General features: G+C 71.2%; 9 protein-coding genes. 3 read left to right on the top strand and 6 right to left on the bottom strand.

Going from position 1 to position 14,511, the window contains the following annotated elements; translation table 11 throughout:
• Positions 1 to 25 precede the first annotated feature (25 nt).
• Positions 26 to 3,313: an ATP-dependent helicase gene (locus ABD810_RS23985; RefSeq protein WP_344944800.1), complete on the top strand. Its 3,288-nt coding sequence runs from the start codon at positions 26 to 28 to the stop codon at positions 3,311 to 3,313.
• A 327-nt stretch (positions 3,314 to 3,640) separates the two neighbouring features.
• Here ABD810_RS23985 and ABD810_RS23980 read toward each other — a convergent pair whose 3' ends face one another.
• Positions 3,641 to 5,734: a cellulase family glycosylhydrolase gene (locus ABD810_RS23980; protein ID WP_344944538.1), complete on the bottom strand. Its 2,094-nt coding sequence runs from the start codon at positions 5,732 to 5,734 to the stop codon at positions 3,641 to 3,643.
• A gap of 450 nt (positions 5,735 to 6,184) precedes the next feature.
• Between ABD810_RS23980 and ABD810_RS23975 the strand changes: the two genes are divergently transcribed.
• Entirely contained in the window at positions 6,185 to 7,234 is a 1,050-nt protein-coding gene (locus ABD810_RS23975) for a LacI family DNA-binding transcriptional regulator (RefSeq protein WP_344944535.1), read from the top strand.
• Positions 7,235 to 7,319: 85 nt separating this feature from the next.
• Here ABD810_RS23975 and ABD810_RS23970 read toward each other — a convergent pair whose 3' ends face one another.
• Positions 7,320 to 8,300: a helix-turn-helix transcriptional regulator gene (locus tag ABD810_RS23970; protein WP_344944533.1), complete on the bottom strand. Its 981-nt coding sequence runs from the start codon at positions 8,298 to 8,300 to the stop codon at positions 7,320 to 7,322.
• 89 nt (positions 8,301 to 8,389) lie between these two features.
• Here ABD810_RS23970 and ABD810_RS23965 point away from each other — a divergent pair, with 89 nt between their 5' ends.
• Positions 8,390 to 8,824, top strand: coding sequence for a VOC family protein (locus ABD810_RS23965; RefSeq protein WP_344944530.1), 435 nt, complete (start codon positions 8,390 to 8,392; stop codon positions 8,822 to 8,824).
• Here the strand turns inward: ABD810_RS23965 and ABD810_RS23960 are convergent.
• Genes ABD810_RS23960 through ABD810_RS23945 form a run of 4 tightly spaced genes read right to left on the bottom strand, consistent with a single transcriptional unit; the run spans position 8,817 to position 14,396 of the window.
• A complete protein-coding gene (locus ABD810_RS23960) occupies positions 8,817 to 9,923 on the bottom strand; it encodes an alanine racemase (protein WP_344944527.1) in 1,107 nt (368 codons plus the stop codon). The genes ABD810_RS23965 and ABD810_RS23960 overlap by 8 nt on opposite strands.
• Entirely contained in the window at positions 9,920 to 11,635 is a 1,716-nt protein-coding gene (locus ABD810_RS23955; protein WP_344944524.1) for an IucA/IucC family protein, read from the bottom strand. Before ABD810_RS23955 ends, ABD810_RS23960 begins: the two co-directional genes overlap by 4 nt.
• The gene (locus ABD810_RS23950) at positions 11,632 to 13,239 is read right to left on the bottom strand and encodes an IucA/IucC family protein (protein ID WP_344944521.1); all 1,608 of its coding nucleotides are present in this window, start codon (positions 13,237 to 13,239) and stop codon (positions 11,632 to 11,634) included. Before ABD810_RS23950 ends, ABD810_RS23955 begins: the two co-directional genes overlap by 4 nt.
• Complete coding sequence (locus tag ABD810_RS23945) at positions 13,236 to 14,396, bottom strand: siderophore biosynthesis protein (protein WP_344944518.1); 1,161 nt, start codon at positions 14,394 to 14,396, stop codon at positions 13,236 to 13,238. The genes ABD810_RS23950 and ABD810_RS23945 overlap by 4 nt, the downstream gene beginning before the upstream one ends.
• Between the last annotated feature and the right edge of the window lie 115 nt (positions 14,397 to 14,511).

Below are 14,511 nucleotides of genomic sequence, written 5' to 3'. Positions count from 1 at the left end.
GGCACGTCCCGCCCTGATCGGGCCGATGGAGCTGGCGGAGAAGCTCGGCATCCCGCCGCCGACGCCCGAGCAGGCCGCCGTCATCGACGCTCCGCTGGAGCCGATGGTGGTGGTCGCCGGCGCGGGCTCCGGCAAGAGCGAGACCATGGCGGGACGGGTGGTCTGGCTGGTCGCCAACGGCCTGGTGCGCCCCGAGCGCGTCCTCGGCCTGACCTTCACCCGCAAGGCGGCGGCCGAGCTCGCCGTGCGCGTACGCAAGCGGCTCACCCGGCTCGCCGAGGTCGGGCTCGCCCCTGCCGAGCTGCTCGAATCCGAGCCCACCGTGTCCACCTACCACGCCTACGCCGCCCGGCTGGTCACCGACCACGCGCTCCGCGACGCGCTGGAGCCCACCATGCGGCTGGTGAGCCCCGCCATCTCCTGGCAGATGGCGGCCCGCGTGGTGGGCCGGTACGACGGGCCCATGGACCGCGTCGACCTGGCCCCGGCCTCGGTCACGGCGGCGGTGCTCGACCTCGCGGGCGAGCTGTCGGAGCACCTGCGCACTCCCGAGGAGGTGCGCGAGATCGGCCACTGGCTCGACGAGCGGTTCGCCCGGCTCGGCGGCAGGCCCACGCTCGCCCAACGCAGGCCGGTCCGCACCCAGGACATCCGCGAGCAGCTTCTTCCGATGGTCGACGCCTACAACCGGCTCAAGCGCAGCCGTGAGGTCATCGACTACGGCGACCAGATGGCGCTGGCGGCCAGGATCGCCGACCGGCACCCCGAGGTCGGCATGGTCGAGCGGGGCCGGTTCTCGGTCGTCCTGCTCGACGAGTACCAGGACACCAGCCACGCGCAACTCGTCCTGCTGCGCGCGCTGTTCGGCGGCGGTCACCCGGTGACCGCCGTGGGCGACCCGTGCCAGTCCATCTACGGCTGGCGCGGGGCCTCGTCGGGCAACCTCAAGCGATTCGTCCACGACTTCCCCACCACGACCGGTGAGCCCGCCCCCGTGCGACGGCTGTCGGTCAGCTTCCGCAACGGAGAGAAGGTCCTCGACATCGCCGCCGCTGTGCAGGTCCCCCTCCGCGAGGAGGCGCGTGAGGTGCCGGTCCTGGTCCCCGGCACGAACCGCGTCGGGCGCGGTCGGGTCGTGAGCGCGTTCCACGAGACCGCCGAGGACGAGGCCGCCTGGATCGCCGACGGCGTGGCCCGCATGCTCGGCAAGGAGACCGCGCCCGACGGGCTGCCGTGGGGCGAGGGCGAACGCGACAAGCTCCGCGAGAAGATCAAGATCGGCGGCGCCTGGGGCGGCGCGATGGCGCTGCAGCCGCAGGACGTGGCGATCCTGGCGCGCAAGCGCGCCCAGTTCCCGGCGCTACGGCGGGCCCTTGAGGCCCGGGACATCCCGGTCGAGGTGGTGGGCCTCGGCGGCCTGCTGACCGTCCCGGAGGTGGCCGACGTCGTCTCGACGCTCCGCGTGCTGTACGAGCCGACGGCCGGCGACGCGCTCGTACGGCTCCTCGCCGGGCCGCGCTGGCGCATCGGGCCCGCCGACCTGAAGGTGCTCGGCGATCTGGCCCGGGAGCTGACCGTGGCCCACCGCGGCGGTCCGGCAGCCGACGATCCGCTGGAGCAGGTCGTCGCCGACATGGCGGAGGAGCGCGGCAGCCTCGTCGACGCGCTCGACGAGCTGCCCGACCGGCCCGAGTGGCTGGAGCCGTTCTCGCCCCTGGCCCGCGTGCGGCTGCCGCGCCTCGCGCAGGAGCTGCGCGTCCTGCGGTCGCACACGGGTCAGCCGCTGCCCGACCTGATCACCGAGATCGAGCGGCGTCTAGGCCTGGACGTCGAGGTGGCGGCGAGGGGCGGCGGGCCGCTGACCGCCCGCGCCGACCTGGACGCCTTCCTCGACTCCGCCTCGCGGTTCGCCGGGGACGCCGAGGACCCGACGCTGGGAGCCTTCCTCGCCTACCTCAAGGCCGCGGAGTCGGAGGAGTTCGGCCTGGAGGCCGGGCGGGTCGGTGAGACCAACAGCGTCAAGCTGATGACCGTGCACGCCTCCAAGGGGCTCGAATGGCCCGTCGTGATCGTGCCGGGGCTCTCACAGCTCACCACCCAGAAGGGCGGGCTGGCCAAGGGCAGCGTCTTCCCCGCCACCCCGGTGACCAACTCCCGGTGGACGGAGAACCCCCGCAAGCTGCCGTACAGCCTCCGGGGAGACCGGGCCGACCTGCCCGCGCTGAACGGGCTGGAGAAGGACGACCTCGCGGAGTTCGAGGAGCTCTGCCGCGAACGCGACCTCATGGAGGAAAGGCGCCTGGCCTACGTCGCCGTCACCCGGGCGCACTACCTGCTGATCGCGTCGGGGTACCGGTGGGGGTCGGCCGCCAAGCCGCTCGACCCCTCCGACTTCCTGCTGGAGATCCGCGAAGCGTCGGGCCCGGCGGCCTACTGGGCGCCGGAGGTCGAATCGGGCGCGGCGAACCCCCTGCTGGCCGAGCCTCCGGAGGAGGTGTGGCCCGTCACCCCAGAAGGCCGCCGGCACGACGCCGTCCAGAGCGGGGCCGAGATGGTCATGAACGCCATCAACGGCAGCGAGACGGTCGGTCAGGCCGGCGAGGACACCCCGATGAAGGACTGGGAGCACGACCGCGTACGTGCGTGGGCGCGCGACACCGAACTGCTGCTGAAGGAACGTGACCAGGCGCGGCGGCGTGGCGGGGCGGTCGTGGAACTGCCCACCCGCCTTACGGTCTCCTCGCTGGTCACCCTCGCGGCCGACCCCGCGGCGCTCGCCCGGCAGATCCGCCGCCCGCTGCCCCACAAACCCGCCCCGCTGGCACGCAGGGGCACCGCCTTCCACCGCTGGCTGGAAAGCCGGTGGGGGCAGCAGCGCCTCCTCGACGACCTGGAGCTGCCCGGCGCTTCGGACGACCTGTCCGAGGTCGACGTCCAGCTCACCGAGTTGCAGACCCGGTTCGAGGAGAGCCGGTGGGCGGGCATGGAGCCGGTCGACCTGGAGGTGCCGTTCGAGACCATGATCGCCGACCGGCTTGTGCGCGGCCGGATGGACGCGGTCTTCACCGACGGCGACGGCTACGTGGTCGTCGACTGGAAGACGGGGGAGCGCCCGCGCGGGGGCGCCGCCCGGAGCGCCGGCGTCCAGCTCGCGGCCTACCGGATGGCCTGGGCCCACCTCGCGGGCGTCCCGCTCTCGAAGGTCGGCGCGGCCTTCCACTACGTCCGCGCCAACGAGACCGTACGCCCCGTCGACCTCCTCGACGCCGCCGGCCTGGTCCGCCTCATCGAGTCCATCCCCCAGGACAAGTGACCCTCTCACCTTGAAAGGTCCTCGCCTTCGGCTCGGGCAGTATTTCCCAGGGCCTACCGGCGCCGTAACCCAAGCCGGTCACCATTCTTAGACCGGCAGGCCCAGGCGAAGACGACCTTGAGCCTGGGCCCGGTGGGACGAAACGGGCGCCGGTGAAACGGTCCTCGCCTTCGGCTCGGGCAGTATTTCCTAGGGCCTACCGGCCCCGTCGCCTGAGGCGGTCACCTTTTGCTTCAGACCCGCATGGGTAGGTGAGCTTGCTCGCCGGGAGATTTCTGAGCCGCTGGGTGCCGCGCCTGGTGGACGCGGCACCCACTCTGTTGATCGTCAGGTGGTGGCGCCGGTCACCGTTGTGCCGGATTTGGTGATGGAGTACGTGAGCTGTCTTCCGCTCCAGAAGTGGAAGGTGAGGGTGACGCGGCCGTCGTTGACCTCGGCGAAGAAGTCAGGCTTCAGGGTGATCGTGTTCGCACTGTAGTCGGGCTGGAAGTGGTCCCAGAACTGCTTGTACGGGGTCCAGTTCGCCGGTCCCGCCGGGCTGCCATCGGCGTACTTGGCCTCCATGGTGGCGAGCTGATCACCACGGAACTGGGTGGGGATGACGAAGGACGACGTTGTCCCGGTGGCGGCGGCCTGGCTCGGCGGGTCGGAGGAGATGATGCTGATCTGCCACGGCACGCCTTGGGAGAACCGGGCCTCGATCGTGGCGTTCACCCCGTACGCCCGGTTGCCGGCCAGCCGGGTGAGAGCGGCCGAGGTGAGGGTGAGGGAGGTGCCCGACACCGTGTAGTCCGTGCCCTGAACCAGGTTGGTCGTGCCCTGGCGCAGTCCCTGGAACGTGGTGCCGTTGAGGTTGAGCGTGAGCGTCTGGCCGGGGATCGTGCCGCTGTGGGGCACGTACACCTGATCGGTGGACGCGGTGCCGGAGCGGGTGGTCCAGCTCGCCTTCATCATGTCGAACACGCCCTGGTCGCGCCATTGCAGCGTGGCGCGGTTCAGGAACTGGCCCGCGTCCCAGACCATGGTGGTGAGGTTGCGTACGCGGGCGTGGTAGCCGACGGCCTCGAGGAACTTGAGGAACTCGCCGCGTTCGATGATTCCCGGACGGGTGTGGTCCCAGTTGAGCAGCGCCCACTCTCCGATGATCACCGGGATGCCGCGGGAGACGAACGTGTCGCGCACTCGGTCGAATGTGCCGATCAGGTCCTGCTCGACGTTGCTGTCGTACCTGGTGCCGCCGGCGATGTTCACGCTGAACGGCCACCAGCCGTAGAAGTGGACCGTCGCGGCGAGATTGGGGTCGCGCAACGAGTCGAAGGTGGACCTCAGGGCGTCTAGGCGGCCCTGGTCGCCGTTGGTGTACAGCGTCGGCAGCACGAGGACACGGGTGGCGTTGGCGCCGCCTGTCTGGCGGACGAGACGGACGAATTCGGTGTTGAGGGTGTTCAGCACCTGGTAGTTCTGGTCGTCGCCGGACGTGCCGGTGAACTGCGGCTCGTTGATGCTCTCGAACAGCAGCTTCGGCGAGGAGTCGCGGAAGGTGCCGGCGATCTGCCGCCAGAGGGCGATGTAGCGGTTCGTCACCGTCGTGGAGTCGGCGGGATAGGTGTTGATCCACTGCCAGGAATCGTGGTGCAGGTTGATCAGCACGTAGAGGCCCTCGGCGAGAGACCAGTCGACGATCTGGCGGACGCGGTTCAGCCAGGCGGCGTCGATGGTGTAGGCGGGGGCCGGGCCGTGATGGTTGCTCCAGGTGATCGGGATTCGGATGCTCTTGTACCCCTGGGACCGTACGTGGCGGAGCATGGCCTGCGTGGTGAGCGGGTTGCCCCAGGCCGTCTCATCGGGGATGGCGTCAAGCGTGTTGCCGAGGTTCCAGCCCGGCCGCATCGCGGCCACGGTGGCCATCGCGTCACCCGGCCGGGGCGAAGGCGACGGGCTGGGTGAAGGTGACGGGCTGGGCGAAGGCGATGGGCTGGGGGAAGGTGACGGGCCGGTCCCTCCTCCGGTGCACGTGAAACCGTTCAGGGTGAAGGACGCCGGCGCGGTGTTGGCGCTCGTCCACGACCCGTTGAAGCCGAACGAGACGGTCGCGTTGGTCGCGATGGCGGTGTTCCAGCTCGTGTTGGCCGCGGTGACCTGCGCTCCGGAGGAGGTGACCGTCGTGTTCCACGCCTGGGTGACCTGCTGGCCCGACGGGAACGTCCAGGCGAGCCTCCAGCCGTTGATCGGGTCGCCGGTGTTGGTGACGTTGACGTTGGCGGTGAATCCGCCGGACCACTGCGCCGTGACCGTATAGGTCACACCGCAGCCGGCCGCCGCCTGCGCGGTGACGGCCGTCAGCGTTCCGGCCGTCAGCAGCGCGACAACGACACCGAGGACCGCGCCGATCCGTAGACGGACCGTACGTAAGCTGTGCATCTCTCGCTCCCTTGGGCGTCAGCCTTTGACCGCGCCGATCAGCACTCCCTTGCCGAGTCGTTGAGTCGTGCCCGACCCTGACCGTCGGGCCGCTTCGCCGTAGAAACTTTCTGGCCGGCCGGTGCGAAACATAACGTAGGAATCATCCAGGCGGTCGTCTACGTCGGCAGGTAATGCGCTGATCAGCAGCGAGGAGTGATGAACGAGGCTTCGTGTCGTTGACCAGTTGATTTCCTGATCCTCATCACCCCGCTGCCAGATACTTTCTCGCTTTGAGCCCTGAATGTTTCAAAGAGGAGCCTGATGAGCGGAGTAGAGCAGGGTGCGAGCAGGGCCGGTGCCGGTGCGCCTTCGCCGGAATCCGAAACGCGCGGAGCCAGGGGTTATCCTGGCGCCGTGAACGGGCCCCTGCGCGGTCGACCGGGAGCATCGTCACCGAAAGGGGCCGAGTTGTCGCACGCCGAGTCAGGCGAACCGGTCGCCGACGTGGAGCCGCGGAAAGGCGACCCGTCCCGGCCCGTCACGATCTCCTACATCGCGGAGACCGCCGGGGTGTCGATCCCGACCGTGTCCAAGGTGATCAACGGTCGCTCCGGCGTGGCCGCCGGCACCCGCGCCCGTGTCGAGGCGCTCATCAGCGAGTTCGGTTACCGCAAGACCAATCGCAAGAACGTGCTGGAACTCGTCTTCGGCCAGCTCGAGGACATGTGGGGCATGGAGATCATCCGCGGCGTGGAACGGGTGGCCCGCGAGCAGCGCGTGGGAGTGATGCTGACCGAGTTCGGCCCGCACCGCGATCCGGTGGACCATCCGATCGACGACACGCTCGCGCGCCGCCCGGCCTGCGTGGTGACGGTCGCGCAGCTGTCGCAGGAACAGCGTGACCAGCTGCGCGCCAAGGAGATCCCGTTCGTGGTCTTCGACCCCACCAGCGAGCTGCCGGACGGCGTCCCGTTCGTGGGCGCCACCAACTGGGCCGGCGGGCGTTCGGCCACCCGTCACCTGGTCGAACTGGGACACCGCCGCATCGCGATGATCGCCGGCCCGGACCGGATCCTGTGCTGCCGGGCCAGACTGGACGGCTACCGCTCCGCCCTGGAGGCCGCGGAGCTGTCGGTCGACCCGGCCCTCGTCCTACGCACCGACCTCACCCGAGAGGACGGGCGAGTTGCCGCGCTCAGCCTGCTGAGCGCCGCAGACCGGCCGACGGCGATCTTCGCGTGCAACGACCTGCAGGCGCTCGGGGTGTATCAGGCCACTCGGGAGCTCGGGCTTCGGATCCCCGTGGACGTGAGCGTGGTCGGTTTCGACGACCTGCCCATTGCCACCCTCGTCGATCCGCCGCTCACCACCGTCCGCCAGCCGCTCACCGAGATGGCCGCCGTCGCCACCGAACTGGCGCTCGCGCTGGGGCGTGGTGAGCGGCCATCGCAGATCGGCCTCGAGCTCGCCACCACTCTCACTGTTCGGGAGAGCACCGCGAGGCCGGCGGACGCGTGATCGCCGCACCGTCAACGCCTGCGACCCGTGAGGCGGCGAACGCGGTCCCGCTGGGTACCTGAACGTTTCATGCCGGAAATGTGGTTCAACGCTTGAGGACGGCCGGCTTCGCGGGGGTGTCGAGTTCGGTGTAGCGGCCGGCGAGTTCGGTGCCGATCCGGGCGAGCTCGGCCTGGACGGATCGCGGCTCGACCACCTCGATCATCGTGCCCCAGCCGGCGAGGTTCCTGGCGATGTCCAGCGGGGTCGGCGCGGCCAGGCGCACTCGGGCTCGTCCGTCTTCGAGGTCCCCCTCGGTATGGCAGTGCCGCCCGAAGTGGGTTCGCAGAATCCGCACGAACCTGGGCTCGATGAGCACGGTCGCCCAGGTGCGTGAACGCCGCTCTTCCATCTCGCCGACGACCTCTTGCCACGCGGCGGCGAGCGTGAAGTCGTCCGGGCGATCGGTGGGCTCGTCGGTGGGCTCGGCCTCGATGATCCGGTCGACGCGGAAGGTCCGCTGCCCTCGTTCGGTCCCGGCCAGCAGGTACCAGATCTCGTCCTTGTCGACCAGCCCCCAGGGGTCGACCAGCCGTTCGGTCCGCTGGCGGGCCTTGCCTGCGTAGGTCAGGCGCACTTTGCGCCGCCGGACCACGGCGGACTGCAGCAGGCCGACCATCTCGGGCCGGCGGCGATCACGCTCGCCCCACCGGGTGGGGTCGATCATCGTGGCGCCGGCGGCGGCCTCGGCGTCGGCCCGGAAGCTCTGCGGCAGCGCCCGCACGAGCTTGCGCAGCGCCGTCTTGGCCTCACCGGAGACGGCCGCGGCCGGGCCGACGAGCAGGAACAGCGCCTGCGCCTCGGCCGCGGACAGGCCGCTGAGGTCGGTGCGGGCGCCACCGACGAGCGACCAGCCGCCGCCGCGTCCGGGCTGGGGGTATACGGGAATGCCCGCCGCCGCCAGCGCCTCCAGGTCACGGCGAGCGGTGGCGACAGACACCTCCAGCTCTTCGGCCAGCTCGGCCGCGGTCACCCGGCCACGGGACTGCATGAGCAGGAGGACGGCGACAAGGCGATCAGCGCGCATGTCCTCAGCCTGTCAAACAAAGTGCTCAATAGGTGAGCACTTTGGACGGCAGGATGGTCTTTGTCACCAACCGAGAGAAGGAACCAGCCATGTTGCGAGGACTCGCCACCGTCAACTTCTTCGCCGACGACCTGGAGGCTGCCCGCAAGTGGTACGCCGAACTGCTGGAGACCGAGCCCTACTTCGAGCGTCCGGGCAACGGGCAGCCGGCCGCCTACTACGAGTTCAGGATCGGCGACCACCAGGCCGAACTGGGCCTGATCGACCGGCGCTACGCCCCGCCGCAGGCGTCCACCGCCCCGGCCGGCGCGATCGTGCACTGGCACGTCGACGATGTGCGGGCCGCCCTGGACCGGCTGCTGGCCCTGGGCGCCACCCCCCACACCCCGCTCACCGAGTACGGCCCCGGGTTCATCGCCGCATCGGTGGCCGACCCGTTCGGCAACGTGCTGGGGATCATGTACAACCAGCACTACCTGGACGTCCTGGGCCGCCGCCACACCTTCGAGGGGCCCGTCAGGTGAGGTAGTGGAAGCCCGGTTTCGGGTGCATGAGGAAGTCGTGGTGGGAGATGGTCCAGGCGTAGGCGCCCGCCAGGCCGAAGGCCACGACGTCGCCGACGTTCACCGAGGTGACGACCCGCCGCGCGAGGACGTCCTTGGGGGTGCAGAGCTGGCCGACCAGGGTGACCGGCTCGTCGGTCACCCCGGAGCCCGTACGGCCCGTCGGTAGCACGGTGAAGGGCTGGTCGTGCCCCTTGGCCACGGGTGTGCGCAGGTGGTGGGTGCCGCCGGTGAGCACGGCGAACACCTCGCCGTGGACGCGCTTCACGTCGAGCACCCTGGTGAGGTACCAGCCGCAGTAGGCGGTCAGCGCCCGGCCGGGCTCGATGCGCAGAGCCTCGCCGGGCAGCCGCATGCCGGTCAGGCCCCGCCCGTAGGCCTCCCAGTCGAACCGTTCCTCCGGGTCGCGGTAGGACACGGCCATGCCGCCACCGAGGTTGATCTCCGAGGCGCCCAGATCGCGGCCGAAGGCGAGCACGGCCTTGGCAAGGTGGAGCAGCTCATCGGCGTGCAGCCCGCTGGCCAGGTGGGCGTGGTAACCGCGCAGCCGCACCCTGTTCTGCCCCCGGATCAGCTCCAGGCACCGGTGCACGCCGGCGGGGTCCATGCCGAACGGCGTCGCGCCGCCGCCCATCGTCAGCGACGCGCCCTCCACGGGGATGTCGAGGTTGACCCGGAGCAGCGCGTCGACCGGCCCGCCGACGTCGATCAGGCGGCTCAGCTCGCCGGGGCTCTCGACATGCATGCGGTGGACGTGCAGGGCCAATTCGGTGTCGGTCTTGCCCGGACCGCCCAGCGCGAGGCGGGCGTCCGGCAGGACGGAGCGCACGTGGGCCACCTCGCCGGCCGAGGACACCTCGAAACCGTCGACGTACGGCGCCAGCGTGTGCAGCAGCGCGGGGTCGGGGTTGGCCTTGACCGCGTAGTACACCTCGATGTCCGGCAGGGCACGTCGTACGGCGGTCGCGTGCAGATCGAGGGCCGACAGGTCGTACACGTAGGCGGGCAGGGCGTCGGCCAGCCGTACGGCACGTTCACGGATCCGATCAGGGATGATCACGCGCACACCCCGGCGAAGGGGTTGGTCACAGGGACGTATCCGACTTCGCGGTCGGCCGAGCGGGCCCAGCGGCCCGACAGGTTGGCCTTGGCGGGCAGCGGCACCCCGGCGAGCAGGTCACGGAGGGGCAGGGGACGGCCCCGCTCGTCGGCGTATCGGGCGACACGCGCGCGGGCGTCCGCCCACAGCTCGCGGAGGAGCTCGTCCGCGGCGCGCGGCGCGGCCGACCCGGCGACCGTGGCGGCGATCTCGGGAAGGTGGTTCACCATGATGCAGTAGACCACGCGGTTCCAGCCGCGCGTGGCGTCATAGGTCGCCGACCTGGCGGCCACTACGGGAAGGCCCGAGACGTCGTGGCGTCCGGCGACCAGCTTGGTGCCCTCCAAATCCCGAAATATGGCTTCAACTGGCATCCCTTCGGGGTCGATGCCCACCAGCACGTTCTGCAGGTGCGGTTCCAGCACCACACCGTGCCCGAAGTAGGCGTCCAGCACCGGCAGCGCGACGTGGTCGACGTACGCGCCCCACCAGCCCAGAGGGTCCCGCCGGAGGGCGCCCGCCGCCGTTCCGCGGATGTCGCCCGTCTCACCCTCCCGCTCCTTGTGAGCCCCCCTACCCCGCGTCCCGGCGAGCGCCCCGGCCAGTACGGGGGTGACGCCCGGCCCTGCGACCTCCCAGGGACTGGACCGGACGATGACGCCGAGGCCCTCCAGCAGGCGCGTGCCGAGCGACGCCGAACGGTACCCCGGCTCCGGGAGCCAGCGCGTCCCGGGGAACCGTTCGGCGAGGTCGGAGAACACCGGCGCCAGCCGGGCGCTCAGCTCGGCGGCGGCGGTCAGCTCGTACCAGGCGTTCTTCCGCACGCAGTTGGTGATCCGCACGTCGATGCTGAACTTCAGGCACTTGCCGATCCGCGGTTCGTACACCGTTCGCACCGACGAGGTGGGGACCGCGGCCCGCGCGCTGTGCCCGAGGTCCACAAGACGTCCGTCGGCGAACGGAGCGGCCAGTTCCGTGCCGAGGAGCTCCATCTGCCACGGGTGGGCGGGCAGCAGCGTGTATCCGGGCGGCGCGTGGCCCAGCCCGTCGAGCGCCAGAGGGTCGCCCCCGGCCGCCAGCACGTCGTCCCGCACGCCGAGCAGCCGGAGGGGGAACGCGGCGTGCGCCTCGGGCGCGTACCGCACCCAGTCCGCGCCGCCCCTGGCCTTCGGGGAGGGGTGGAAGGGGTGCCCGAAGACCAGTGCCTGCTCCGAGGCGAGCCACGGGTCCTCCGGCGGGGTGGCGGCCGCCCGCTCGCGCAGCAGGATCGAGATCGCCGCACGGCTGCCGGCCACCTGCCCTGCGAACTCCTCGTTGTGGGTGGCGTCGCCTCCGGGGTCGTCGTCACGTGCGGCGCGGCCACCCAGCTCCACCTCGACGAGCCGTACGAGCCGGTCCACCGACAAAGGCCGCCACGAGCCGCACTCCAGCCGCTCGGCGGGGCCGTCGAAGCGCAGGGCCAGCCCACCCGACGTCGGCACGCGGATCAGGTTCTCCGCGAGGCGCAGCAGCAGGTACGGTCCCGCGGCCCACACCTGCCCACGCGGACCCGCGACCTCCCGCACACAGCAGCGGAGCAGTGCGGCCAGCGCCGCGCTCTCCGCGACGTCCGCGACACCGGCCGCCGCGCAGGCGGGCGAGCCGGCGGGGGAGTCGAGCACGACGCCGTTCATGGGTTCACCTCTCTGCGGCGGTGGCGGCGCAGGTAGTTCGGGCCGGTGGTGCCGTAGTGCTTGTTGATGTCGGCGGCGCCGACGCGTGCGCGGTCGACGAGGGTTCCGGCGCTGACCATGGACTTGCCGACCAGCCGTGCGGCGTCCAGGGTCCGTGCTCGCAGCAGCCGGGCCATCGGATGGCCGCCGTACTCCGCGAGGGCGTTCTCGAGGGCGTGGGCGACGAGGTCGCCGTGGCCCGCCCCGAACGCGATCGCCGCGGCGGCCAGGTGCAGGGTGATCGTCACGAACACGTCCGCGAGGGCGTGCGGGTCGTCCGTCAGCAGCCGCTCGTCGGCGAAGCGCGGTACGGCGAGGCCCGCGGACAGCAGCCGGTCGGGCGAGGCGAGCAGCCCGTCGTTGTCCTTGACCAGAAGGCGGGTCGTCCCGTCGCCGAACACCAGCGCGAGGTTCTGCTGGTGTGCCTCCAGAGCGATGCCGTAACCGACGAACAGCCTGACGTTCCACGTGAACAGCACGTGCAGGTAGTCGGCCAGCAACGCCGCGATGTCCCCGTCACGATGCCGGGCGGCCAGGTCGTCGAGCACCCGAGGGCCGCCATCGGGGGCCGGGGACGGCGCGAGGAGGGCGGCGACGGAGACGATCTCCCCAGGGGGCAGGCGGCGGACCATCCAGCCGAGGAACTCATGCCCGGCGTGGGCGTAGGTCTGCTCGTCGGCGAGGACGACACCGAGATCCGGCTCGCGGAGCAGCACCTCGCGCAGCAGCCGCTCCGCCCGCGCACCGTCGCCCAGCGTGCCCGGCTTGATGGACCGGCGGTTGCGCGCCCCCAGCGTGCTGGTGGCCAGGGGCAGCTTGAGGTGCGTACGGGCGTCGACCTCGACCGTGCGCATCGACAGCGTGGGCCGCACGACCAGGTACGGCTCATCGTGGACGACCACGCCGGGTATCTCCCGCACGGCGTGCAGCGTCAGCGGGTGCACCGGGAACGGCACGGACGCCGCGTCTCCCGCGGGCCACCAGCCTGGCGGGCTTCCCGACCCGGCCACCCGGCCGGCAGGCACGGCCGCCCAGCGGAGCGCGAAGCGGGGGGCGAACTCGGGCGCGTACGCGAGCACCTCCTCGTCGGTGAGGCCGAGACGTGATCGCGAGGTGGGGTAGACCGGGTGGTCGGCGAACGCGGCGAGCGTCTCGTACACGACGGTCTCGGGGACCCCTGACCGGCGGTGGAGGCGGGCGAGCACGTCCGCCCGGCGCACCGCGTGCAGGTCGTGCGCGCGCAGTGCCGTGCGGCACTCGTGGGTGAACGCGGCCACCCCGTCCGCGTCTCCCGGGTCGGCGATCGCGGCCAGCGTGCCCAGGACCTCATCGAGCGTCAGCGGCTCGTCGGGCGCCACCACGAAATCCTGGTACAGACGGCCGGGCGCGAGCCGTACCCGCCGCCCGGAGGGCAGCACGAGCTGGACGCCCTCCTTGGTGCGGGTCATGCGGGTGGCCAGCCCGCCGTAGTCCTCGCGAAGCAGGGCGTCCAGTACGCGCCCCGCGAGGTAGGACTCGGAGGTGGCCCTGTGCGCCGCGTCGCACTCGATGGTGAGGCGGGTCACTGAACCACCCACGGGCAACGGACGCGGAAGGCGTCGATCGCCTGGTTCACGGCGTTCGCGTCCGGCCCGGTCGCCCGGATGATGCCGAGATAGTCGCGGTTGGTGTGGGTCGGTTCGACGGTGTCTCCAGGGGAGCGCAGCGGCCGGTGATGGAGCCGTACGCCGCCGAGCGTCTCGGTCACCTCGCCGGGAGCCTCCTTGATCACGCCGGCCCGGCCGGCGATCACACTCACGGCCGCTCCGTGCCCGGTCGCCCGCGGGGGAGCCGTGACCGGATCACCGAGGTGGACACCGAGGATCCACTCGAAGAGCGGAATTCCCAGTATCTCGGCGAGCAGGAAGTCGCAGGTGTCGCCGATGACCCTGTAGTTGACCTCCACGATGCGCGGCCCCCGCCCGGTGAGGACGTACTCGGTGTGGCAGGCGCCGAAGCCGACGCCCATCGCGCTCAGAGCCCTCAGCACATGCTCATGCGGCGACGGGCCGGGGGACACCGGATCCCAGTCGAGCCGTTCCTCCACGAAGTACGGCAGCGGGCCAAGGGTGGTGCGGAACCCGCCCAGCACGTGCAGGGCACGGCCGTCGCCCAGCGTTTCGAGGGTGTGCAGCGGCCCGTCGAGGTACTCCTCGGCGACCAGCGTCGTGCCGGGCCGCCGGGCACGGATGCCGCTGACGGCCCGCGCGAGGTCGCTTCCGTCGGCGACCAGGACCACGTCCTCGCTGGCGACGCCCTCGCGAGGCTTGACCACGACCGGGTACGCCAGGTCGGCGGGCATCGGGTCGCCGGGCGCGATCCGTACGGATCGGACGGTCTCCACCCCGGCGGCCTGGAGCCTGCGGCGCATGAGCGCCTTGTTCTTGGCGGTCAGGCAGGCGCGCCAGTCCTTGGCGGGCAGCCCGAAGTAGTCGGCCGCCAGAGCGGTCTCCGGCTGGAGGTGGTCGGAGTTGGAGAAGATCGCGTCGGGCGGGTGGTGGCGGGCGATCGTGTCGACCACCGAGCGGACGTCGCGGACGTCGGTCCGAAGCGTCTCCACGCCGGAGTACCGCTCCGGCTGGTCGGTGAGAAGCGTCACCTCGCATCCCAGCGCGCGGGCCGCCGGAAGGAATCCACCGGTGACCGATTCGTTCGGATTGAGCGCGGTGATGTACAGCCGCACGCAGGACACCCCCGCTATCAGGTAAGGCTAACCTAACCAGTCGCATCTTAGCCGTATGGAGATCAGCCTGCTGCCGGACATGCTAATCCCGGTAAATGACCGTGTTGTCGTGGGT

It is taken from the genome of Sphaerisporangium flaviroseum, assembly GCF_039537005.1.
Classification (GTDB): domain Bacteria; phylum Actinomycetota; class Actinomycetes; order Streptosporangiales; family Streptosporangiaceae; genus Sphaerisporangium; species Sphaerisporangium flaviroseum.
The sequence above is the reverse complement of the archived record's forward strand: the minus strand, read 5'-3'. Positions and strand labels throughout refer to the sequence as shown.

What these genes read in the sequence shown, in the direction of transcription:
- ABD810_RS23965 (WP_344944530.1), top strand. Translation starts at nt 8,390, where the DNA reads ATGTTGCGAGGACTCGCCACCGTCAACTTCTTCGCCGACGACCTGGAG.
- ABD810_RS23955 (WP_344944524.1), bottom strand. Translation starts at nt 11,635, where the DNA reads ATGAACGGCGTCGTGCTCGACTCCCCCGCCGGCTCGCCCGCCTGCGCG.
- ABD810_RS23985 (WP_344944800.1), top strand. Translation starts at nt 26, where the DNA reads ATGGAGCTGGCGGAGAAGCTCGGCATCCCGCCGCCGACGCCCGAGCAG.
- ABD810_RS23980 (WP_344944538.1), bottom strand. Translation starts at nt 5,734, where the DNA reads ATGCACAGCTTACGTACGGTCCGTCTACGGATCGGCGCGGTCCTCGGT.
- ABD810_RS23970 (WP_344944533.1), bottom strand. Translation starts at nt 8,300, where the DNA reads ATGCGCGCTGATCGCCTTGTCGCCGTCCTCCTGCTCATGCAGTCCCGT.